This window comes from Pandoraea anapnoica, assembly GCF_902459765.1.
Taxonomy (GTDB): Bacteria; Pseudomonadota; Gammaproteobacteria; order Burkholderiales; family Burkholderiaceae; genus Pandoraea; species Pandoraea anapnoica.
This window is the reverse complement of sequence record NZ_CABPSP010000019.1, coordinates 72445-95344: the sequence shown is the minus strand read 5'-3', so window position 1 is coordinate 95344 and position 22900 is coordinate 72445. Positions and strand designations below refer to the sequence as shown.

18 protein-coding genes and 2 tRNA genes are annotated in these 22900 nt (G+C 62.7%); 9 read left to right on the top strand and 11 right to left on the bottom strand.

What is annotated here, in order from left to right; translation table 11 throughout:
- Positions 1–27: 27 nt before the first annotated feature.
- From PAN31117_RS24950 to PAN31117_RS24935, 4 genes are all read right to left on the bottom strand, one after another.
- The gene (locus PAN31117_RS24950; protein ID WP_246189253.1) at positions 28–1398 is read right to left on the bottom strand and encodes a CsgG/HfaB family protein; all 1371 of its coding nucleotides are present in this window, start codon (positions 1396–1398) and stop codon (positions 28–30) included.
- A gap of 78 nt (positions 1399–1476) precedes the next feature.
- Entirely contained in the window at positions 1477–2127 is a 651-nt protein-coding gene (locus PAN31117_RS24945) for a hypothetical protein (RefSeq protein ID WP_150740552.1), read from the bottom strand.
- A 50-nt stretch (positions 2128–2177) separates the two neighbouring features.
- Complete coding sequence (locus PAN31117_RS24940; protein WP_246189256.1) at positions 2178–3308, bottom strand: hypothetical protein; 1131 nt, start codon at positions 3306–3308, stop codon at positions 2178–2180.
- Positions 3308–4501 (bottom strand): hypothetical protein, encoded by a 1194-nt coding sequence (locus PAN31117_RS24935; RefSeq protein WP_246189252.1) that lies wholly within the window; start codon positions 4499–4501, stop codon positions 3308–3310. The genes PAN31117_RS24940 and PAN31117_RS24935 overlap by 1 nt, the downstream gene beginning before the upstream one ends.
- 223 nt (positions 4502–4724) lie before the next feature.
- Here PAN31117_RS24935 and PAN31117_RS24930 point away from each other — a divergent pair.
- From PAN31117_RS24930 to PAN31117_RS24920, 3 genes are all read left to right on the top strand, one after another.
- Positions 4725–4800: transfer RNA gene (locus PAN31117_RS24930), tRNA-Ala, on the top strand.
- A 17-nt stretch (positions 4801–4817) separates the two neighbouring features.
- Positions 4818–4893 (top strand) — tRNA-Glu (locus PAN31117_RS24925).
- Between the two features lie 150 nt (positions 4894–5043).
- Positions 5044–5262, top strand: a complete 219-nt coding sequence (locus PAN31117_RS24920) for a hypothetical protein (protein WP_104926784.1) — start codon at positions 5044–5046, stop codon at positions 5260–5262.
- A gap of 3 nt (positions 5263–5265) precedes the next feature.
- Here the strand turns inward: PAN31117_RS24920 and PAN31117_RS24915 are convergent, their stop codons facing one another.
- The 3 genes from PAN31117_RS24915 to PAN31117_RS24905 are packed head-to-tail and all read right to left on the bottom strand — an operon-like array spanning position 5266 to position 9616.
- On the bottom strand, positions 5266–6456 hold the full coding sequence (locus tag PAN31117_RS24915) for an acyltransferase family protein (RefSeq protein WP_150740550.1): 1191 nt from the start codon (positions 6454–6456) through the stop codon (positions 5266–5268).
- Between the two features lie 13 nt (positions 6457–6469).
- The gene (locus tag PAN31117_RS24910) at positions 6470–7459 is read right to left on the bottom strand and encodes a DUF6492 family protein (RefSeq protein WP_150740549.1); all 990 of its coding nucleotides are present in this window, start codon (positions 7457–7459) and stop codon (positions 6470–6472) included.
- An 18-nt stretch (positions 7460–7477) separates the two neighbouring features.
- The gene (locus PAN31117_RS24905) at positions 7478–9616 is read right to left on the bottom strand and encodes a GumC family protein (protein WP_174991108.1); all 2139 of its coding nucleotides are present in this window, start codon (positions 9614–9616) and stop codon (positions 7478–7480) included.
- A 256-nt stretch (positions 9617–9872) separates the two neighbouring features.
- Here PAN31117_RS24905 and PAN31117_RS24900 point away from each other — a divergent pair, with 256 nt between their 5' ends.
- The 4 genes from PAN31117_RS24900 (at position 9873) to PAN31117_RS24885 (ending at position 15039) form a co-directional block, all read left to right on the top strand.
- Positions 9873–10589, top strand: a complete 717-nt coding sequence (locus PAN31117_RS24900) for a polysaccharide biosynthesis/export family protein (RefSeq protein WP_052652689.1) — start codon at positions 9873–9875, stop codon at positions 10587–10589.
- A gap of 125 nt (positions 10590–10714) precedes the next feature.
- Entirely contained in the window at positions 10715–12016 is a 1302-nt protein-coding gene (locus tag PAN31117_RS24895) for a hypothetical protein (RefSeq protein WP_150740547.1), read from the top strand.
- Positions 11994–13688, top strand: a complete 1695-nt coding sequence (locus PAN31117_RS24890; RefSeq protein ID WP_246189251.1) for a glycoside hydrolase family 44 protein — start codon at positions 11994–11996, stop codon at positions 13686–13688. Before PAN31117_RS24895 ends, PAN31117_RS24890 begins: the two co-directional genes overlap by 23 nt.
- A gap of 52 nt (positions 13689–13740) precedes the next feature.
- Positions 13741–15039 (top strand): lipopolysaccharide biosynthesis protein, encoded by a 1299-nt coding sequence (locus tag PAN31117_RS24885; protein ID WP_150740545.1) that lies wholly within the window; start codon positions 13741–13743, stop codon positions 15037–15039.
- A gap of 41 nt (positions 15040–15080) precedes the next feature.
- Here the strand turns inward: PAN31117_RS24885 and PAN31117_RS24880 are convergent, their stop codons facing one another.
- A complete protein-coding gene (locus PAN31117_RS24880) occupies positions 15081–16013 on the bottom strand; it encodes an NAD-dependent epimerase/dehydratase family protein (RefSeq protein WP_150740544.1) in 933 nt (310 codons plus the stop codon).
- 13 nt (positions 16014–16026) lie between these two features.
- Positions 16027–17736, bottom strand: a complete 1710-nt coding sequence (locus PAN31117_RS24875) for an FAD-dependent oxidoreductase (protein ID WP_150740543.1) — start codon at positions 17734–17736, stop codon at positions 16027–16029.
- A 138-nt stretch (positions 17737–17874) separates the two neighbouring features.
- On the opposite strand from PAN31117_RS24875, the gene PAN31117_RS24870 reads away from it, so the two are divergent.
- Complete coding sequence (locus tag PAN31117_RS24870) at positions 17875–18690, top strand: WecB/TagA/CpsF family glycosyltransferase (protein WP_150740542.1); 816 nt, start codon at positions 17875–17877, stop codon at positions 18688–18690.
- A gap of 38 nt (positions 18691–18728) precedes the next feature.
- On the opposite strand, the gene PAN31117_RS24865 is transcribed toward PAN31117_RS24870, so the two are convergent.
- Both PAN31117_RS24865 and PAN31117_RS24860 read right to left on the bottom strand, forming a co-directional pair.
- A complete protein-coding gene (locus tag PAN31117_RS24865) occupies positions 18729–20144 on the bottom strand; it encodes an undecaprenyl-phosphate glucose phosphotransferase (RefSeq protein WP_246189250.1) in 1416 nt (471 codons plus the stop codon).
- Positions 20145–20420: 276 nt separating this feature from the next.
- Entirely contained in the window at positions 20421–20948 is a 528-nt protein-coding gene (locus PAN31117_RS24860) for a glycine zipper 2TM domain-containing protein (RefSeq protein ID WP_150740541.1), read from the bottom strand.
- A 466-nt stretch (positions 20949–21414) separates the two neighbouring features.
- Between PAN31117_RS24860 and PAN31117_RS24855 the strand changes: the two genes are divergently transcribed.
- Complete coding sequence (locus PAN31117_RS24855; RefSeq protein ID WP_150740540.1) at positions 21415–22893, top strand: MFS transporter; 1479 nt, start codon at positions 21415–21417, stop codon at positions 22891–22893.
- The last annotated feature ends 7 nt before the right edge of the window (positions 22894–22900 follow it).

Below are 22900 nucleotides of genomic sequence, written 5' to 3'. Positions count from 1 at the left end.
ACCGATGCACTGCCTAATACTAACCGCTTACCACTTATCGTCCTGCGCAGGCGCTGCCTGAGTCCCAGCCGACGGCGTGGACTTCTTCTTCGTCGTCGGACCGGCCGATGCAACGGCCTGCGACCCGGCTTGCTGTGCCGCTTGTGCAGGACGTCCTGCCAACTCGCCGCGTACCTGAAGACCGGCAATCGGCAGCGTGTCGAGGTTCAGACCGGCACGCACGTTGTCCAGATGGCCGTACGACAGGTTCTGCGTCACGCGCTCCACGACAAGCTCGCAGCACGGGTTCTCGGTGCGGCCGAGGCTCTGCCCCGTCTGCGGATCCTTGAACTCGTTGCCCATCGCCACGATCGCGTAACGGCCGCCTTCGCGCAGCGCCTGACCGCCCTGGCTGACGACCACGTTGGTGCCGTCGCGGGCGAGCACCGTGATCGGGAACGTCGATTGCAGAATCGCGCTCACGATCGCCTTGCTGGCCTGATCGGTCATCTCGGTGAGAATGCGCTGGCTGTCGACACCGTTGCTCAGCGTGGTCGGGGCCGTCGCAGGCATCGTGTTGCTCAGCGAACCCGCCGCCGTGACCTGACGCGTCGCCACGTTCACCATCTTTTGCGAAAGTGCCCAGCCGCCCGAATAGCTCACGAGCTGACGATCGCTCGTGCGCAGCTGGCGGGCCATGCGCGTGTAGTTGAACGCACTCACGCGTGCGCTCCACACCAGATCGGCGCTGGCTGCCTGCGAGAGCTTCGTCAGTTCTGCGCTCGGGGCCTGCCCGGACGCGATGATGTCCAGTTCATGCTCGATCTCCGGGCTCATCTCGCGATCGAGCACGGCGAAGCGTCCGGTCTGCACCAGCGCATCGCTCACGCGTTGACGCAGCACGGCCGCCACTTCGCTCGACGGCACAGCTATGTCGCCCATCGGCAGACGATCCTGCGCAAACAGCACCGGACCGACGACGACCTTAAGCTTCTGCATGTCGGCAGACGGCTTGAACTTCGCGATGTCGGCTTCGATAGTGGCCTTGAAGCGCTTGTTGAGTACACCGGGTTCATCGAGGCTGAGCACTCGCAGGTGCTGAATCACACCGCCCGAACGTTGTGCGACGACTTCGGCAAAGGCATTCGCGCGTAGCGATGCCGAGTCCTGACCAAGGCTGACGTCGAGGCCGTACTTGGCGACGACGCTCTGCGCCTGCACGACCGCACCGTTGACCTGCAATAGAGCGAGTTTCATGGCTTCCGTCGTGGCTTCGCCGGCGGTATCGCCGAAGCCCGAGGCCGTCACCTTTTCGGTTTCGACCTTGCCGACGTCCGGCACCGGGGCGGCAGCGGACGGTGCCGACGCAGGGGCTTGCGCCCGAGAAGTGTCAGCCGCCTTTTCGGAGCAGCCAGCCATAAAAAAGAGGGCCACCAGGGCCCCCGTGAGCGATTTACGCATCATGTCGTTGTTATGTGTGGTGTCGGCTTGCCGTGCTTACAGAGCGGCGAGGGCCTTCGTGGCGTCCGACGGCACTTCGATGCCGTTGCTGCGCGCGAAGTCGATGGCGTTCTTGAGCGCCTTGCCAGCTTCGGTCATCGAGCCCGGGAAGTTCGACACGACGTAGGCCGCGCCGCCCAGCGACGTCAGCGCCATCGGCGATGCGCTCTTCATGTTCGTGCCCATCGACGTGACGTCGTTACGCATGCCAGCGTAGTGCACCATGCCCAGCGCGAGGTGGCCAAGGCCCTGTGCGAAGGTCTTCTTCGAAGCATCGTCGAGCACCGGCTTTTCCTTGAGCTTCGCTGCGATGGCGCCGCTCGTGTCGCCCACAGCGTTCACGGCCTTCGATGCCGAATCCTTATCCTGGGTCGAGCCCGACGACAGTTGCGCCACGACAGCAGCGGCCTGCTCGGCTTGCGTCTTCAGACCCAGCGCTTCGCCCATCTTGGCGTTCGCGTTGAGCACGTCGATGTTGGCGGCAACGTAGTTCTTCACGAGTGCGGCTTGCTGGCCGCTCAGGTCCACCGAGCTGTCCGACTTGCTACCGCCACCGACCAGGCTGGTCAGGCCGCCGAGCTGGGCGTACGACGCGCCCGAAACACCAACGAATGCGGCTGCAACGGCGCAGGCAATGATCTTCTTCATGAACGTCTTCTCCACAGGGGATGAGTGAAACGGATTAGTCAGTGGTGCAATTAACGCAAGCTGAGATTGGTGATCTGGCTCGTCAACTCGCGCGAAGCGTTGTTGGCCGCCAGACGCAACGCATTGGTACGCGCTTCTTCTTCCGTCGGGCCGGTGCCCGCGTACTGCACGGGGCCGACCGACGCCACGGTGTCGGGAATGGTCTGACCGATGTCGAGCAGTTTCGCGTTGACCGTGACGGCCACGCGCATCAGGCCGGAGTTCGGATCGCGGTCGGCGAGGCCGACGTCAAGCGTGCCCAGCGCGATGTAAGCCATCTTCGCCACGCGCATGCCAGCCACCATCGACGCGAGCGTTGCAGGCTTCAGATCCATGCCGCTCTTGTAGTCGTTCTCGACGTTGGCGACCTTGAACTGCCCGCCGGTGTACGGCTCGACCAAAGCCGCTTCGTTGACCTTGAAGCCTGCCTTGGCGAAGGTCGACGTGAAGACTTGCGACAGGTTGGCGCTCGGAATGAGGCGGTAGGTCGAATCGGTAGCGCGACGCGTGGTGCTGCCGCCGGTCTCGACCGACGCCGAGCTATGTACCGATGCCGCGAGCTTCGAGTTCGTCGACGCATTCGTGCCAATCGAATTGCCGCGGATGTTCTCGCCTTCGACGCCTTGCTCGGAAGCGCTGACCTGGGCATTCACGTCCGCTTTACGGTCGATGCGCTTGTACACGCGGTCGTCGTAGGCGCGCGACGTACCGACTTCGCGCGACACGAAGATGAACGCGAGCGGCGAGCGCGCGGCCGGGCCGCCCTTGACGACGGCGGAGTTGGACTTCACGGCGTTGCGCAGATTGGCGACGTTGAGCGAGACGCGCACGGCCACCGTGTATTGCTTCTTGTCCGAGTTCTCGTCTTCGGCGAGGATCGTCGAGTCGAGAATGTAGCGATCCGGCTCGGCGAGAATCTTCTGGCGAATCGCATCGAAGTTCTCCGACTCGGCTTCGCCAGCCTCGGCGTAGTAGAACTCCACGGCCTTCAACTGCGCGGCCGACAGGGCGCGTGCCTTGTCGTCGCGCGAGATCGACCAGCCCTCGTAGGTCACGGTCGCCTTGCCACGGGCTTGCTGCACCTGGGCCATTGCGCTCGTTGCGAACATTGCCGCAGCGAACATGAGCATCAGTTTCTTCATCACTTGCATAGCTTCATCAGTCCCATCGTCTTGTCGATTTGCGACGAAATGTCCGACGCCGAAGCGGCGGACTTCACCCATGACGTGTCTTTGCCGGCCACCGATTCAGCCAGCTTCACGAACAGTCCGTTGACGGAGTCGTAATACGCGGGGAAGTCGTCCACCCACGTTTGCGACGCCGGTACTGGCTTCACCTCGCCGTTCTTGAGCGACGTGTTGAGATAGGTCGCGCCGGTCAGCGGCTCGCGAATGGCGACATCTGCATAGCTGCCGTAGATGTACGCGGTGCCGACGGCGTTCTCGCTGTACTTGATCTTCTTGAAGTTCTTTAGCGAAACATCGATTTCGTAATCGGGTTGCGGCAGCTTCAGGTTGTAGATGGTGCCGTCCATGATCTGCATCGACATTACGTTGCCGATGGCGTAGCCCTTCGAGTACGGCACGACCGGCACGCCGATGCGTGTGGAAATGGCTTCGCTCACCATGTCCGCCACCCAGGTCTGGGCGGCGGCAGGCGTCGCCTTCAGATAGTCGGGCAGGAAAGCGGCAGCTTCGGGCGTCACGTCGACGTGGGTGACTTGCAGGTAGCGCGGGGCCTGATCCGGCAACTGAGCCTCGGCAACGGACGACGCGAAGCGCGCGTACAGTCCGGGCTTGCCGTTCGCGCCGTCGTACACCATGCGCACCCGGTCGAGGACCTCGGCACGCGTCGGCTCATGGTCGAGATTGTCGACATAGCCGAAGCTGACGGGATAGGAGCGCAGCACCGTCATCGACTTGAAGTCGAAGAACAGCACCTGACCGCGCAACAGTACGAAGAGCTTGCGAATCGCGCCGAAGCGCTCGACGGAGACCGTCTCGGTATTGATGACGAGCGACACAACGAGTGCCTGATCGCGCCCCTTGAGCTGATCGATTGGGCCCGTGGTCAGCTTGAAGTGCTGCGCAGGATTCTGATTCACGGCCGCCAGCAGACGCTTGTAGGGCGAGTCGCCCGTCGCCTTCAGGCTGGCTTCGTAAGCGCGCGAATAGGGAAATCGTTTGTCGATGCTGGCGGCATCGCCGCCGTAGGCTGCGCCTGCAAAGGTGACGGTCTTGTCCGTCGTCTGGGCCTGAGTCTGCCCCGCAAACGTCATCGAGAATGCCGTCGAAATAGCGACAGCAAGACGGAAGAGAAACCCGCCGACTTTCATATTGTTGTGCTCCCCGGTACGCATCCGCAACTAACGGACGCGAGATCGCGGAATACTGGATTACTAACGATTTTCCGTCAATGAAATGCGTCGACATCCTATCTAAATTGATAGGTAGTTCGCCGGGCGTCGTGTATGGGATATGTAGGTAAGTTGTCGGGGGCTGTTACCGAGAGGAGTTGCGGGTTTTCCCCAAATGCGCTATAGTCACGCCTCTTCGCGTGGGGGTATAGCTCAGCTGGGAGAGCGCTTGCATGGCATGCAAGAGGTCAGCGGTTCGATCCCGCTTACCTCCACCATACGAATGACGATTTTTGTCCCCTTCGTCTAGAGGCCTAGGACATCACCCTTTCACGGTGAGTACAGGGGTTCGAATCCCCTAGGGGACGCCATCCAACGGCAGCGGTGTGACATTGGCACATCGAAGTCGACCGGCGTCAGATTCGCACAGCGTCGGTAATGCAAAACAGAAAGCCGGGTGTCTTCACGACATCCGGCTTTTTTGCGTACCCTTCTTTTGCGCACATTTCGGAGTCTCTCTAATGAGCAAACCTGCCCTGACGCTCAAGTTCAAGTGCACCAAGTGTGCCAAACCCGTCACGCTGTACTTGCAGAAGACGACCGCCTGCTCTCACATCACGCCCTATCAGGGCTGGTGCAAGTGCGGCCAGCTGATGCGCCACGCCACGGGCGACAAGGACGCGGTTGCGTCGTTCGTCGACTCGATGGACCCGCTCTGGTCGCATCATCACCATCATTGAGCGTTAGCGGGTGGTGTTCGTCGCCGGGCGTCCGCCGATCCACGCCAGACGCCGCCGAAGGAACGTCTGCGCAGGCGCTTCGAACACGCGGAACACCCCGCGCGCGAGCGAGAACACCACGATCAGATATGCCGCCAGGAACCACGGGTTGAGGGCGAGGGTCGCGCTCGACATGCCCAGACGCTGCAACACGATCACCGTTGCCAGTTGTAGCGGGAAGTGGATGAGGTAGCTGGAGTAGGTCGTATTGCCCAGCTCGGCGATGGGCCGTGCCAGCCGCTCGGGAATCCACGGCTCGATCGCGTGCAGCAGGACGATGGAGACCGGTGCGATCACCGTCGCCGCCAGATATTTCGTCCCGCCGAAGACCGCGCAGAACGCGATCAGCCCCACATAGGCCAGACAGCACAGCACGACCGTCGCATGACGGTGCTGCTCGATCACGTTGCGACACCGCTCGTAGATCAGATGCACTGCGCCGCCCATGAAGAAATAGAAGGCGCAGAAGACGATGTTCGATTCGCTGCCCTTGATCTGCTGAAGGATCAGCCATCCGCCCGCTGCCGCCGATGCGCACATCAGCAACAACGTCAATACCAGCCCGATGCGACAGAACCGCGCGAGCAGGAAAAACGCCACGTAAATCACGATTTCCGTTGAGACACTCCACACCGGGCCGTTGAAGGAGTCGGTGTACGGCGTGAGCCAGCCGGACGCGAAGATCACGTTGACGAAGAAATCGTACGGCGTGTTGTAGGGGTAGACGAAGAATGCGGCGTTCTCGCGCACGTAATACGCCTGCAAGAGCGCCACGGCGATGAGCGTGACGATATGCAACGGATACAACCGCGAGAAACGATTCAGGAAGAACAGGCCAGCGGAGACCTTGCGCGCAACGATCTTCGACAAATAGCGATTGAAGAAGATGAAGCCGGAGATCGTCCAGAAGACGTTGACGCCGAGCCATCCGAAATCGTAGAACGGGTGCAGCAACGAGTAGAGCGGCAGGGCGCTGCGCACGACGCCGATGGACGCCGTCTCCGGGCGGAAGAAGAAATGCTGATAATGCCAGATCAGCACCGCGAACGCGCTGAAGAAACGCAGAATCTCGATGCCGACCATCCGGCCTTTGGTGCTGCTCACTGCTGCGCTTACTGCACTGCCCGCGCCATTACCCGTCTTGCGACTGCCCATCAACCTACCCCGGTCACTTGATACCCGTTCCGTTGCCCAGCAGCTTCCGGACCATTTTCAGTCCTTTGCGGACCACGGCGGAGTATAGCTCGGCGCCCTTGAGCACCGGATCGACGTGCCGGTCGTACGGCTGAATCTTGATGGGGAAATACGGCGAGAGCTTCGCAACCACCTGATCCAGCGGGATCTTCGTGTTGCTCTGAACCACGGCGAACAGGCCGTCGCTCTCGGGCGCGAAGTAGTGGGCGGCGTCCCACTCCTGCATCTTGTCGGCGAACCACACGCTCTCGTCGGCGTGCAGCGTGCGCTGCGGAGGCACGGCTTGCGTGTGGTACTTGTCGAGCAGTCCGGCACGCTCGGCGTTGAGCCAGTACAGCGTGTATTCCGTCCAGTCGATGGCGTAGTTCGCGAGCAGCACGCGTTTCCAGTCGGTGCCGTTCACGGCTTCGAGCCGCTCCTGCAACGATACGCACAGCGAGCGCGAGAGCGTGGCGGGCGTCCACCACACGCCTTCGCGATCCAGATGCGGGTCGACGTCGAGCAATTTGGCCGACGCTTCCCAGTAGTACGGCTCGACGCTGCGCCCCTTGAGGTGCGTAATCGCACGTCCGTCGACGATCAGCGAGTCGTAGTCGAAGCTGTGCGTGGCGAAGCAGTCCGGATCGAAGATCAGGAAGTACTCGGTCTCGATCCACTCCGGCGCATTGATCTTGATGATCTGCTGACGGTGCCAGTTGCGAATCTGGTGACGCTGCGAGAACTCGTTGAACGCGCCCATGTACAGCGATTCGTCGATCACTTCGATGGGGAAGTCGGACCACGCTTTCGCGTAGCCACGCACTTCCTCCACTTCGTCGTGCGGCACGATGATCACGAAACGATGGAACAGCGACGGCGTCGTGAAGTGACGCAGCGACGAGAACAGGATGTCGCACCGGCCGATGTTGTCGGCGTAGTGTCGTCCTCGTGTCTTGATCGGCAGAATCGCGCTGATTTGTTGCATGTTGGGCTGAACCGACGACTAGAAGAACCGGTAGATGAAGCTCGGAATATAACCGCGACGATGCGTGAGCGCCACGCCGATCAACCGTCCGCCGGCGTCCTCGACCTGTGCCTTGAGCCCGGCGATGACCGGCTTGCGCGTGGCTTCCGCGCGCACGACCAGCACCGTAGCGTCGGCCAGCGGGGCATTTTCGATGCCGGTGAACGACTGACTCGACGGCGGTGCATGAACCACGATGTAGTCGTGCGACTCACGCAGGGCGTCGAACAGACGCGTGACCAGTTGCCACGACGACGGCACCGCGCCACTGTGAGGCTGCGCCACGACAATATTGTGACGGTCGACACGTGTGAACGTCAGGTCGGCCAGCACGCTCGATTCGTCCGCGCCGGTCGGCTTGACGGCTTCGACGCTGGCCGTGCCGCTGCCACCGTTCGACGGCCACTCCAGCAGACCCTGCGCATTCGGCTTGCCGTACATCGGCGAATCCGGCGTGGACGCGATGTCGAGAATCAAGATCGGTTTGCCGGAGCGATGTTCGAGTTCGCTGGTCAGGCCCTGAATGACGGACGAGAGACCGTCGTTCTTGCCCGTGGACAGCGCCATGACGACCTTGGCGGCACCGTCCGTGCTGCTGTTGATCGCGGCAATCATGCGGCCATAAGCCAGATGCGCGGGCCGCGCGTAAGCCGTTTCGACGTTCGCACCAGCACCGGCTGCGCCACCTGCCGCGCCTGCGGCAGCCGCCCCGCGACGGTCGCCGCCCAGCAACACCGGGGCGTTCACCACCGGCAACAGCAAAGCACGTTCGACCTGTTCGGGGCTGAGGAACGTCTCGCGCAGGCTCGACAGAATCAGCACCGTCAGCGCGGAGATCAGCAAGCCTGCGGCAATCGATGCGGCGATCAGCAGACTGGCCGAGACACTGCGTTGCGACGGCGGGAACGGCGCCTGAATCACGCGCACGTTGGTGCCGTTGATCTGGCTGACCTGGCCCTGTTGTACGCGGGCGAGTTCGACCTGACGCGAGCGTTCCTTGAAGCTGTCGGCAAGAATGTCACGACGGGCCTGCAATTGGCTCAGCTGACTCGACACGTCGCTCATGCCTTGCAGCTTGTCGCGCGTTTCCTTGATCTGGGCTTCGAGCGCAGTCTGCTGTGCGACGCCACCGGCAATACTGGCGTTCAGCACGGCCAGACGTTCCTGCACGACGTCGAAGTAGTTGTTATGCCCCATGCGCGTCGCCGTCATCATTTCCTGACGCTGCTTCGCGATGTTCGCGCGCATATCGGCGATCTGCTTGTCGAGCTGCACGACGAACGGCGACGTCGCCATGTAGCGCGACGCGAAGTCCGCACGCTTGTTCTCGAGTTCGCTCAGCGAGCCTTGCAGAATGTTGATCGCGCGGCTGGTTTCCGAATCGTCCGTGTAGATCGGAATCGTGTTGCGGACATCCTTCGTCGAAGATTGCAACGACTTCAGTTCGCTGCGGTCCTGCGCGAGCTTCGCATCGGTTTCGAGCTTGCGCTGCACCAGTTGCGATTCGAGCTGCACGGCGCGCGACGTCTGATCGTCGATCTTCACGATGCCGTGTTTTTTCTGGAACGCGAGCAGATCGGCGTCGGCCTTATCGAGTTGCTTGCCCACGTCGTCACGCTGGCTGACAAGCAGATTGACGCGACCTTGCGTGAAGATCGACGCGCGCTGACGGAAGTACTTGTCGAGCAGGCGCGCCAGCGCATCGGCGGCGGCTTTCGGGTCCGTATCCGAATACGTCAGCGTGATCGTGTTGGCGAGATCGTTCTGCTCGATGTGCAGACGCTTCTCGAAGTTCTGCAATTCGCGGTCGATGTCGCTGGCCGTTGCACCCGGTCCGAGCTTCGAGAGAATGACATCCCGATGCAGTTCCGGACTCGACAGGATCTGCGCTTCCACGCCGTTCAGCTGTCCCGGTGGCGGTTGCAGCGATACGCCGCCGTTCGGATTGTTGGTCTGGTCGTAATACCCCGCATTGAGCACGAGCAGCGTGGCCTGTGCGCGATACGGAATCGGCACGAAGAGCGCAATGAGCACACCGAGCGCCACGATGGCGAGGAATACCGTCGTCGCGATCTTGCGGTAGTAAAAAAGTGTGTTGAGGTAATCCCGGATCGTCACGTCGACGACCGCGGCGTGCCGGTCAGGCCTTGTTCTAGTCGTAATTGCCATAGGGATGCAAGAAGCGGAAAGGTTGCCCGGCCATAGTTGATGGTTTCAAGGCGCATATCTTACGCAAGAAAGTCCCCGTAAAGTCCCCCTAAAACCGCGATTATCCCAAATCCGACGCCGATTTATCGTGCTTGGCGAGACGGCAGAAGTGCACTAGAGTACGGTCCAAACCGTGAAACCACCTCGGCCTTGTGCCGTCTGTCCCATGAATATGCTCCGCCCGGCCTGCGTACTGGCGCTGATGACGCTGACGGCCTGCTCCCACACCTGGGTCGATACGAAATACCAACAACCTGAGCGCTTCGCGACGTGGGTCGATGCCACGCCGAGTCCGTACAAGTTGTTGCCCGGCGACGACATTTCCGTCGTGTTGCCCTTCAACATCGAACTCAACTACAAGGGCCGTGTTGCCCCTGACGGCACCGTCGCGATGCCATTCGCGGGCAATCTGCCTGCGGCGGGCCAGACACTCGCGCAGTTCGGCGATACGGTCAACCGAGCGCTTGCGAACAATCACATGACGGCCAACGCGATGGCGATGGTCGCCGTCACGCAAACCGCTGCGCACGTCTTCGTCGGCGGTGAAGTCGGCAAACCGGGCGAACTCGCACTTACGCCGGGCATGAGCGTCATGCAGGCGATCATCACCGCGCAAGGCTTGCTCGATACCGCACGTACCGGTGAAGTCGTGCTGATTCGCCGCAGCCCGGACGGTCGTCCGATGTTGCGTACCGTCGACATCAAGACACTCACGCAGCAAGGCGATCCGGCGCAGGACATCGTTCTGCAATCGAACGACACTATCTTTGTGCCGAAGTCGTCCATCGCCGAAGTGGATCTGTGGGTCGACCAGTACATCAACAAGGCACTGCCGTTCAACAAGAACGTCAACTACGACATCAACGGCGCTCGCAGCTTCTGATCGCCTGACGTCAGCCGTCGCATGATGTTCGCGACGGCTGATGTTGTCGAGTTCGCAATGCAAACCCGTCAAGTCTACTTACCGATTTCAACTGCTTCGTGACAGCTGCGCAGCCCTCTCTCGAAATGAAGCCCGCCGCCTCCGGTGTGGTCACCGAGACGACCGACGATCTGCCGGAAGTCTTCTCGGGTGGCTTGCCGCGCACGTTCGTCGTCGGCATTCTCGTGGCGCTGCTCCCGCTGTTCGGCCAGACGTTCCACTACATCACGGCGCTGTATCCGCTGTGGGCGCTCTCCAAAGCGTTCCCGATTCTGACGCTGCCGCTCGTGCTGCGACTCGGCAGTCAGCCGCGTTTTCCGATCACGCGTCAGGTGTTGCTGAGCTTCGCGTGGCTCGTGATGGTGCCGAGCTTTGCGGCGGTGATCTATTTCCACGAAAGTTTTTTCACCAGCGTGACGGCGCAGGTGAAGTTGTTGCCGATTCTGTATTTCTTTTCCTTTCTCGCGCTGCTGCTCATGCTCAAGCCCACGCTGCAAGAGCTGGGGCGCAGTTTCGTGATTCTCGGTGCGGTCATCGTCGGCGCGCTGATTCTCATGTGGCTGCTGGTGCCGGCAAGCTGGTACAAGGAAACCTACGTTTTCGGACAAGCGCCGTTTTTTACGAGCGACAGTCGCGGGCATCGCATCCGGATGTCGATGTACTTCCCGTTCATTCTGTTGTTTTTCTGCTATCGCCGTGCATTCTTCGAGCGCAACGTCGGCTACCTGATCAGCGTGCTGATCGGTCTGGCGGTGGCGCTGCTGATCGTGAAGTCGCGCGCGCTCGCCATCGGCATCATGGGCGTGCTCGTCATCAACACGTTCGTGTGGGCGCGCCCGCGTGCGCGCATCGGGCTGATGCTCGTGGCCCCGATTGTGCTGGTGGGCGTGTTCTCGATGGGGTATCTCGCGACAATCTTCAGCGCCAACGCGGAAACTGGCTTCGATACGCGTCGTATCTCGGCGCTGCTGGCGACACGCTTTCTCGGCAACGACTCGCTGCGCTGGCTTTTCGGCGTGGGCACGATCAGCCCGGCGAGCGGCGACACGCTGACGACTTATTTCCACCACTTCTTCTTCCTGGCCGACATTACCTGGCTCGGGATCGTGTTCGAGTACGGCCTGATCGGCGCGTTCGTCATTCTGTGTTTCCAGTTGCGCGGACTGTTCTTCTACCGGCGCTTGCGTGCGGAAGTCGAGGACGATTTCCTCGGTGCACTGTACGACTATCTGGTCTTCGTGCTGCTGGTGTCCTTCTTCTATCCGCCAACGCTCGCCCCGGGTGAGACCGCCGTGATTCTGGCGATCTTCGTCTACGTGTGGCGTGTGGGTGGCTTCGACCGTCGTGCCGTCCCCCGGAGTGTCCATGCGCGTGTTGCCGCGCCGTAGTGCGTCTTCCCAGTCTTCCCCGTTTTGCCGCGTCGTTCCCCGTCTGATCCAGCTTGCGGCAGCGGGCGTAATGCTGTCGTCCGCCGCGTGCACGCAAGCCACGCCCGGTGGCCCGCTTCCCGTGGAGATCGCCGTGGACGCGGCGGCCAACCGGCACCCGATCAGCCCGCTGATCTACGGCATCAACTTCGGTACGACGGCGATGCTGCAGGATCTGCGCGCCCCGCTGAACCGTTCGGGCGGCAACAGTGCGTCGGCGTACAACTGGCGGCTCGACGCGCGTAACGCCGGTCGCGATTGGTATTACGAGAGCCTGCCCGTCAATCCGGCGGACATCAACGATCAGTTCGGAGACCGCTTCGTCGCACTGACGCAGGCCGCCGGTGCGCAGCCGATCATCACGATCTCCATGCTTGGCCGCGTGGCTACGCTCTCGCGCTCACGCGACCGGCTGGCCAGCTTCTCCATCGCCAAATACGGCCCGCAGCAGAACCACGACGTGGACGGCATGACTGACGCGGGCAACGGCATTCTGCGCGACGGCACGCTCGTCAAAAACGATCCGGACGACGCTACCGTGCCCGACGATCCCGCAAGCCAGCAGGCTCGTGTGACGGCGCTGGTGCAGCAGTTCGGCCCGGCGCGCGCGGGCGGCGTGAAGTACTACGCGATGGATAACGAGCCGAGTCTGTGGCAGTTGATCCACAACAATTCGCATCCGACGGGCGCGCACGCCAGTGAGATCGCCGCCAAGGTGATCGCGTATTCGCGTGCGGTGAAGACGGCGGACCCGAGCGCCAAGGTGCTCGCGCCGGAAGAGTGGGGCTGGAACGGCTACCTGTACAGCGGCTTCGACCAGCAGCATTCGGTCACGCACGGTTACGCGCAAGCGCCGGACCGGCTGAGCGAGACGGGCGGCATGCCGTACATTCCGTGGCTGCTCACGCAATGGAAGAAAGCCGGTCGTCCGGTCGACATCTTCAGTCTGCACTTCTACCCGCAGAGCAAAGAGTACGAGGAACCAGCCGACGGCAACTCGACCGAGATTGCGCTCATGCGCAACCGCTCCACGCGCAATCTGTGGGATCCGAATTACAAAGATCCGACGTGGATCAACAGCGTGGTCGCGTTGATTCCGATGATGCGTCAGTGGGTCGATACGTATTACTACCCCGGCACGCCCATCGCGCTCACGGAGTACAACTGGGGCGCGGATACCCGCATGAACGGGGCGACGGCGCAGGCCGACATCCTCGGTATCTTCGGACGTGAGAAGCTGGACATGGCGACGCGCTGGGGCACGCTTGAGCCGTCGATGCCGGTCTACAAGGCGATCAAGCTGTATCGCAATTACGACGGTCATGGCGGCGAATTCGGCTCGACCAGCGTGTCGGCCACCGTCCCCGATCCCGATACGGTATCGGCGTTCGCGGCAGTGCGTCCGAAGGACGGCGCGCTGACCGTCGTCGTCATCAACAAGCAACTCGACCGCGCGGCACAAGCCAGCGTCTCACTCGCCAATTTCGCGGCGTCGGGCACGGGCGAAGTCTGGCAACTGGCGGATAACAAGCTGACGCGTCAGCCAGATGTCACCTATTCCGGTAGCGCGTTGCGCGCCGATCTGTCGCCGCAGAGCATTCTGCTGTTTGTGCTTCGGAAAGCTGTGAACTGAGATGTCAGACACGCCAAACAAGTCCGCGCAGTCCGCGAAATCCGGAGCTTCAATGCTGCGCGGCAGCGTGATCAGCCTCGGGGTGCGGCTGCTGGATTTGCCGAGCCGCTACGGCTTTCACCTGCTGATTGCGGCGGCGCTGGGTGTTGTCGAGACCGGTAACTTTTACATCGTCTTCAGTACGATGGTGGCGCTTGCCGGCTTCGGACGTCTCGGGATGGATCAGGCGCTCACGCGTCAGTTGGCGATGGACATCGCATCGGGTGAGTCCGCCGCCGTGCGTCCGACGATCCGGCGCGCGCTGACGCACGTTTTCATTGCGTCGGCCGCCGTCTCTGTGCTGCTCGCCGGTGGGGCGGCGCTCTTTGCCAACGACATCCTGAAGAAGCCGGAGCTTGTCGTGCCGCTCATGCTGGGCGCGTTGTCGTTCATCCCGCAGAACATGGGCGCGGCGGTGGCCGGTGCGCTCGCCGGATTGCAACGCGTGGGCTTCAGCCAGATGATCTACTCGTGGCTGTGGCCTGCGGTCTTCTGCGTGGCAGCGATTCCGCTGGTGGCGACGGGCAAGCTCACGGTCGTCAACACGCTGATCCTCACGGCCGCAAGCTTCACGGTGGCTGCGTTGGTAGGCGCGGTGCTGCTTCGCCGTTTCCTGCGCGATGTGCCTGCGGGCGAGCCGCATGGCGCGATTCCCGGTTTGCTCAAGCCGGGTTTGTCGCTCTTCTCTCTCGAACTCACCAAGCTGCTGATCACGTCGGCACCGGCCATCGTGCTGGGGATCGTGGCGTCGTCGCGCGAGACCGGCCTGTTTGCACTGGCGTGGCGTCTGGCGCTGGTCGTCAACATTCTGATCAGCGGCGTGACCGGTATGGCCGCGCCGCGATTCGCCAGTCTTTACGCGCGTCAGGATTTGCCGGGGCTGGAGCGTAGTGCAGCGCAGGCCATCGGGCTGGTGTTGTGTCTGGCGCTGCCGGTTACGCTCGGCATGCTCGTCATTCCGCAGTTCCTGCTGGGGCTGTTCGGTCACGGGTTCGATGATGGCGCGAGCGCTTTGCGCGTGCTCGCGCTCGGTCAGATCGCCGCCGCGTGTTTCACTGCGATGCCCGAATTGCTCGGCATGACGGCACACACACGCGCGCTGATGCGCATCAACGTGGTGTCGGTCGTGGTGTTGCTCGTGGGACTGGCGGCGCTCACGCCGATGGGCGGCAGTGTCGGCGCGTCGGTCGCGGCGTCGCTGGCGATTGCAGTGAACGGCGCGGCCGCCGCGTGGGCCGCCCGTCGGTTGCTCGGCGTGTCGCCGTTCGCGACGCTCTGGCGGTGGACGGCGGGGCGACTGTCGCGTCGTTGATTGACGGATCGCCGCCCGTGCGCAGCGTCGTAGCGACCGTCTTACCGGTCGCGTGCTGCTTCCGCCTGAACCGCATCGCGCCAGGGCGTCCACGATAGGTCGAACGTCTTTTCTGCACGACTGCCGTCGAGCACGATGTCCTGCTGCCAAAGGCGCGCGAGCGACGGCGGCAACGGCGCAGGTAGTCCCTTCACACCGATCTTTCGTCCCGCGATTTCGGCGATCTTGAGCGCCGGGGCGACGAGCTTCGTTTCGATCTTCAGACGTCGTCCGCCAATGCGCTTCACGGGCGTTGCGCCCAGCGCCATCGCGTAGGCGGTGAAGTACTCGTTCCAGCGCGGCGAGCCGGTCATGGCGAGGTTGTAGGCGTGACCGCCTGATGCCGGGTTGCGCAACGCGTTCAGCGCGACCTTCACGACGTCGTCCACGTGCACGAGGTTGCTATGCGCGTCGCCTGCGGCACCGAGGTCACCGAGGCGGCCTGCGCGCAGCAGTTCGGCGATGCGTGCGGACCATTGCGGGCTGCCGCCGCCATACACACATCCCGGACGCAACATCGTCACCGTCGGCAGGCCGGCCAGCGCCTGCTCGGCTTCCACTTTGGCCATACCGTAGGGACTTGCGCCTGCGAGTGCAGCGGATTCGTCGACGTGCCCCTCGGCCACACCGTACACGGCCATCGAGCTGAAGTAGACGACAGGCAGCGGCGTGCTGCGTGCGTCCAGTGCCTGACGCAGTGCGCGGGCATTCGCCACAATCGTTTCCGGCGACCCGGCAACGCAGTTCACCACACCGTCGACGTCGGCGAGTGCTTCGCCCAGCGAGGTGGCCGACAGCGCGTCGACCACGCGCACGCCTGCACCCGGACGGCGCGACGCGGCGATAGGCTCCGCCCAGTCGCTGGCGGCGAGCGCGTCCACGATGTGACGACCGATAAACCCGGTCGCGCCGGTAACAAGAATGCGAGCTTTCATAGGGCGGACGGGATCAGATAGCGGTGGAGGATGTCGAGGTGACGGGAACGGGCAGGGCGGTCACATTCGCCTGCCGCTGCAAATGGTCTGCGAGTCGCAGCGCGAGCGCCACGATGCTCAGCGTGGGGTTGGCCTGGCCGGACGTCGGGAAGACCGCGGCGCCCGCGATAAACACGTTGTCGGCCTCGTGCAGACGGCCATTGGCATCGACCACGCTCGTGTGCGGATCGTTACCCATGCGGGCGGTGCCGATGTGGTGGCCCCCGTAAGCGCCGTAGCGCGTCATCTCGGCTTCGACTTCGGCGGGATCGTAGGAGAAGCTGCCGACGCCGGTTCGGTGGATCTCCTGCGCGAGCGCGGCCAGCGAGCGTGTCACGGTCTCAACGTCCTGCCGCGTGTAGCGCCAGTCGATGTGAATGCGCCGCATCCCCAGCGCATCCCGTTCGTCGCCGATCATCACACGGCTGTCCTCGCCAGGCGCTTGCTCGGCGTGGAAGTCGAGACTGAAGCGCAGGTTGGCCGGACGCACGATCACCGACGGGAATTTGCGCGTCGCGAGCGTGCGGTGCGTCAGCCAGTGCGTGAGGAAGCGCACGGTATTGGGTGCATCCGTGATCACGTTGCGCGCGTGCGCCAGCCAGTTGCCCGCGCCGCCCGGCGCATCCCCGTACAGACGCTTCGCATACTCGTACGGCACGATAGGCCGTGCGAGATAGAGGGCCGAGAGAATGCCGTTGCCGTGCCCCGCGTCCGGAATGCGCGGGTGATGCAGGCGGGCGATGAAGTTGCCCGCGTGGAGATCGTGTTGCGCCTGTGGGCGCAGTGCGAGACGCCGACGGCAATAAATGCCTTCGTCGGAGACGTCGTAGCCGTGCCACACGGAACTGGCCCCCGACAGATCGAGCGTGCCGATGGTCCCGGCGATATGGCTCATGTAGTAACGGCCGACGACGTCGTGCGCATTCCCCAGTCCGTTGCCGCTGACACCGGGACTGTTCAGTAGCAGGCGCGGCACCTCCAGCCCGCCCGTTGCCAGCACATACGCGCGGGCCGCGACGGTGAAGGACTTTCCGTCTAGCGTCTTCACCTGCGCGGGGCCGACGAGGCGCGTTGCGTTGGTCGTCTGAGGCAGATGACAGAGATTGGCGTGCTGCACTACACGCACTCGACCTTTGGCGAGACGGTTGCGGTAACGCGCGCCGAAGTCCGTCGGACAACTAAACCTCTCAAGCGTGTTCGTCGAGAAGACATCGCTCTCGAAGTTGCCGATCATCGGGCGCGAGGGATGATCGGCGCGCGGAAATGCCTGCTCGGCGGTATAAGCGAACTCGCCCGCTTCGCATAGCGCGTTGGCTTGTTCGTACCACGGCATCAGCGCGTCGAGCCCGATGGGCCAGCCGCTGTGCGGCATGTAGTCGCGCGCTTCGAAGTCGATGGCGTCGAGCGGCATGCAGCGTCCGCCCCACAACGTGGTCGAGCCGCCGAAGCGGCGCACGCGGTAACTGTCGGCAGGCGGATGCAGGCGTGCGTCGGCGACGGTACCTGTGTAGAGCTGTTGCACGGCGGGCTCGGGGGCGTCGCCGCCACTCTCGAGCAGGATCACGTCGAGGCCGCTGGCTTCGAGCGCCAGCGCGAGCGTGATACCTGCCGCGCCCGCGCCTGCGATGCACAAGTCGGCTTGCAGTTCGGTACCGGCAGGAATGTCGTTGGCGTCGAGGATCATCGTGTGTTCAAAATACGCGACGTGTTGTGAAAAGTGTCACTGACGTGCGCGAAGTGCGCTGCTACTATCGTGCCTGCTCTCGAATGCGTGCGGACGTCGCACGTCAAAAAAGCAGGGATACCAGGGGTACGAAACGTCATGAGCCGCGACACCGATCTGCAAGCTGCACCGGCATCTTCCGTACGCGAAGTCTTCGAGCCTAACGTCGCACTGTTCGGTCTGAACATTGCCGCCGTACCGTTCGAGACCGCCGTCGAGGTGCTCACGCAAACCGCCATGCTTCGCGATGGTCGCTCGCGCATCGTCGTCACGCCGAACGTCGACCACATTGTGCGTCTCGACACGCAGCCGGAATTCAAACGCGAATACCGCAACGCCGACTTCCTTTTCGCCGACGGCATGCCCATCGTCTGGGCGAGCCGCCTGTTCGGCAAACCGCTGCCGGGGCGCGTGACCGGCGCCGACCTGCTGCCCGCGCTGTGCGACAACGCACGTGCGTCGGGCCGTAAAGCGGTCTTCGTCGGCGGACGCCCCGGACAGGAAGCCCAACTGACGGAAGGCTTGTCGAGACGTTTTCCCGGACTCGACTTTACGCTGCTGATTCCGTCGATGACGTTCGATCCGACCGGGGCCGAAGGCCAGGACATCGCGCAACGCGTTCGTGCCCTCGCCCCCGATCTCATCTTCGTCTGCCTCGGCATGCCGAAGCAGGAGCGTTGGGCGATGGCATACGCCGACACGATGCCCGGCGGTCTGATGCTCTGCGTCGGGGCGGCCATCGAATTCGCTGCTGGCATGCAAAAGCGTGCGCCGAAATGGATGCAGCGCACCGGTTCGGAATGGATGTATCGCATCTTGCAAAACCCCGGCCGTATGTGGCGTCGCTATCTCGTCGACGATCGCCGTTTCATCGGCATCTGCTGGCGTCAGTGGCGCGAACTCGGACGCGAGTGACTCGAATCGGGCCACGCGCCCGTTCGACTCAGACCGCCTCAGACAGCATTACGTCCCGTCACCATGACGGGAATCGTCTTGAGCAAAATCTTGATGTCGAGCCACAACGACCAGTGCGTAATGTAGTAACGGTCGTATTCCACCCGCCGCTGCATCTTGTCCGGCGTGTCGGTTTCTCCGCGCAGACCATTGATCTGCGCCCATCCCGTGATCCCCGGTTTGACGCTGTGGCGCAGCATGTAGCCGGGAATCACGCGCCGGTACATTTCGTTATGTTCTTCCGCGTGCGGACGCGGCCCGACGAGACTCATCGAACCGGCGAGCACGTCGAAGAGCTGCGGCAATTCGTCGAGCGACGTGCGGCGCAGATGCTTGCCGACTGCGGTAATGCGACTGTCGCCTGCATGCGCCTGACGCAGTCCGCCCGTGGCGGCAGCCGCGGCATCTTCAGGCTGCAACACACGCATCGAACGGAATTTGTGAATGACGATCGGCTCGCCACGTTCGCCGTAGCGACGCTGACGGAAGAGGATCGGGCCGGGTGAGTCGAGTCGTACAGCGATGGCCACGGCCACCATCACCGGGCTGAGCAACAACAGGATCAGCGATGCGCCGACCAGATCGATGCCGCGTTTGATCATGCGCAGCAGCCCCTGCACAGTCACGTCGTGTAGCGCCAGCAGCGGCACGCCTGCGATGTCGGTGCTCGACATCGGCAGGTCGCCGGGGAAGCTGAACTCCGGCAGCAAGTAGATGGCCGCCGTCGAATCGTACAGACGGTTGACGATCTCGCTTGTGAGTTCCTTGTTGTCCTGCTGACCGATGGCGATGAAGACGATCTCGTACTCGTTGGCCTGAATGCGCGCGGCGGCGTCGACGTAACGGCCGAGGTAGGGCGGGAGGACTTCGCCGTCGTCCGGCGTGATCGGCGCTTCGTTGTAATAGCCCGCGACCTGAATGCCGAGGATCGGCGAGCGTTGCAGGCGCAGATTCAGCTTGCGTGCTTCGGGTCCGAGTCCGAAGAAGGCCGCGCGCCGCTGATTGCCGGGCGCGTTGTTGATGCTGTGTGCCATGCCACGCAGCACGGCAAGGCCGATCATTTGCAGAGGCAGCGCGAGGAGCAGCCACTGGGCCACCATCATGCGCACGTCTTCGGTGCTCTCGTACGTCAGGAACAACAACACGATGGCGGTGACCAGCACGCGGCACCAGCGCATGGCACCGCGTCCGAGCATCCATCCGAGATTGCGGGCGCTGGCGAGCAGATGAAAGCGCGCGAAGACGATGAACGCCGCCGCGCCCAATGTGCAGACGAGCGTCAGCCCGTAAGGGGTATAGGGGTTGTGTCCGTTCAGTCGCAGGACGGTGAAAAAGGCGCCTGCGTTGAGCACTGCGCTGAAGCCGCCGACCATCGCCATGAAGAGCCGATGGTGGTAAGTCGTCTGAGTCGACATGACGAAATTCGAAGGGTAGCGGTAACTGACGGACTCGACAAAGATCCGGAACGGCGGGGGCCCTCCGATGGTCGCACCGATTGCGCGCGTATCTTAGCAGGTCATATTCGCTTTGCGTGTGACGTGCGAAGACCGTGTGATGACGCGCGCTGACCGTTAATTATGAGAGGCCGCCGTCCCCCGGGCGTCCCCCGTCTCAATAAATGTCGGGCCTGAAAACAACAACGCCCGCCGGGCGCAAACCCGGCGGGCGTTGTTGCTTGCTGCGAATGTCGCTCAGTACGGGTACACCGTATCGTTCGACACTGCGGCACGCTGGCCTTGCTGCACGCGCAGCGGCGGTGCTTGCGTAACGGTCGCGACACGGCCGTCGTCCAGACGCACGGTGATGCGATACAACACGTTCGGCTCGCCCATGCTGTTCTCGATGCGGTTGCCTGCGATGCCGCCGATGGCCGCGCCGGCGATGGTCGTGGCGGTGCGTCCGCGTCCGCCGCCCATCGTGTTGCCGAGCAGGCCGCCGGCCGCAGCACCCAGGACCGTGCCGAGAATGTTCGGGCTATTGTTAGGACCATTCAGCTGTTCGATGGACTGAACCGTGCCGTAAAGCGCACCTTGTTGCTGAGGAGGCTGCTGATACCCCTGCTGGTACCCCTGTTGATAGCCCGGCTGTTGGTAGCCTTGCTGATATCCCTGCTGGTAGCCCTGTTGCTGATAGCCATATTGCGGGCCCGGAGCCACGCAACCAGCGAGCATGACGGCGGCCAGTGCCGCGCTGATTCCCGTAAGTGCTTTGATCTTCATTTTTCGTCCTCGTGAGCGTGAGGTATTGATGCTTGGTAGGGGCATGTGACTGCCCAGTAGTGCCCGGTAGTGCGCATCTGTTGCGACCACGATGCGGAATGTAGGGTTCCGCAGACCTTTTTGCTGTAAGAAAAGGTAAGCGACTGTAAAGACTGTGCTTCCGCCCGAGAGCGGCGTGGCGAGCGGGTTTGCCGCTGCCTCGTGGCCCACGCGTGACGATTCGAAGTGTTCCTCGATCATATTCCCAACAGGCGAGACGTGGTGTCATGCTCTGCGAACGCTTAACTACCAAGTGGAAAACACTCAAAATTTGGGATGAATGCGTGTTTTTTTGGCGCTAAAAGAGCGAATTGCTATGTGTAACGCAGGAATCGTCTAAGCATATAACGAGAAAACACTTGGGTTGCATCAGTACCAAGCGGTAACATCGCGACCTTTGGCATTCCGCTTTCTCTGGTTCAGTCTCATGTCAGTCGACGTTTCCCTGTCTTCCGCCGCGCCCGCGCAGGCGAGTTCTGCGGCATCTCCTGCCGTGCGCGCCGGTGCCCCGGCCGTTATCCGTTGCGCAGCCGATGTCGCGCAACTCGTCAACGAGGGCGGCGCGCGCGTATCGAACGCGCGCTGGATCGTGGCGATTGCCCTCGGCGGTGTCTTTCTCGACGCCTACGATCTCGGCGCGCTCGCCTTCGGATTGAAGGACGTTGCCCGCGAATTTCAACTGACGCCCGCTGGCACGGGTATGGTGGCGTCGGCTATTACGTTCGGCGCCATCGTCGGCGCGTTCCTCGGCGGGTACTTCACCGACCGGATCGGCCGTTACCGCGTGTTCATGGCCGACATGCTGTGCTTCGTCATCGCCGCCATCGCCTGTGCGCTGGCGCCGAACGAGTACGTGCTCGCCGGTGCGCGGTTCGTGATGGGATTGGGCGTCGGCATCGATTTGCCCGTCGCCATGGCGTTTCTGGCCGAGTTCTCGAAACTCAAGGGACGTGGCAACAAGGCGGCGCGGGTGGCGATGTGGTGTCCTACCTGGTACGCGGCGATTTGCGGATCGTATTTGCTGGTGCTGCTGTGCTACTCGGTGTTGCCCGCGTCGCATAGTGCACTGCTGTGGCGGATCATTCTCGGCTTCGGTGCGATTCCTGCGCTGGCCATCATTGCTGTGCGTAGCCGCTATATGAGTGAGTCGCCGGTGTGGGCCGCCAACCAGGGCGACCTCGAAGGCGCGGCGAAGATTCTCAAGCGTTCGTACGGGATCGATGCCGTTGTGGCGAAGGATGCGGAGCGCGTCGCGCAGAAGCGTCCGGCCGCATGGAGCAACTACGGCAAGCTGCTTAAAGGCGTGTACCTTCGCCGTACGACGCTCGCGACCATCATCGCGGTGGCCTCGTCGTTCGCGTATAACGCAGTGGCGTTCGGGCTGCCGGTGATCATCGCCAGTTTCCTCGCGCAGTCGATGCTCACTACGATTCTGATGTCGCTCGCGCTGAACTTGTTGTTCGCGTTTACGGGCGGTCTGCTGGGTGTGCGTCTGGTGCCGAAGGTCGGTGCGTGGAAGCTGACGGTGGTGGGCTATGCGTTCCAGTTGACGGCCCTCGTGGGTCTGGCGCTCGTCGGCAAGCCGGGCAGTGCCGGTGAAGTGGCATGGGCGCTGGGCTTCCTTGCGCTGTTCCTGCTGGGGCAGGGCTTCGGCCCGGGCGCGCATTCGATGACGTTCGCATCGCTGAGCTACCCGACGTCGCTGCGTGGCGTGGGCGTGGGCTTCAACCAGACGTTGATGCGCGCCAGTTCGACCGTCTCGCTGTTCCTGTTCCCGGTGCTGGCTGCGGCGCTTGCCACCAAAGTGTTCTGGGTGATCGCCATCGCCCCGGCCATCGGCTTGCTGGCGTTGCTGGCGATTCGCTGGGAGCCGTCGAACTACGACGTCGACGCAGAAGACTTCTGAGCGCTGT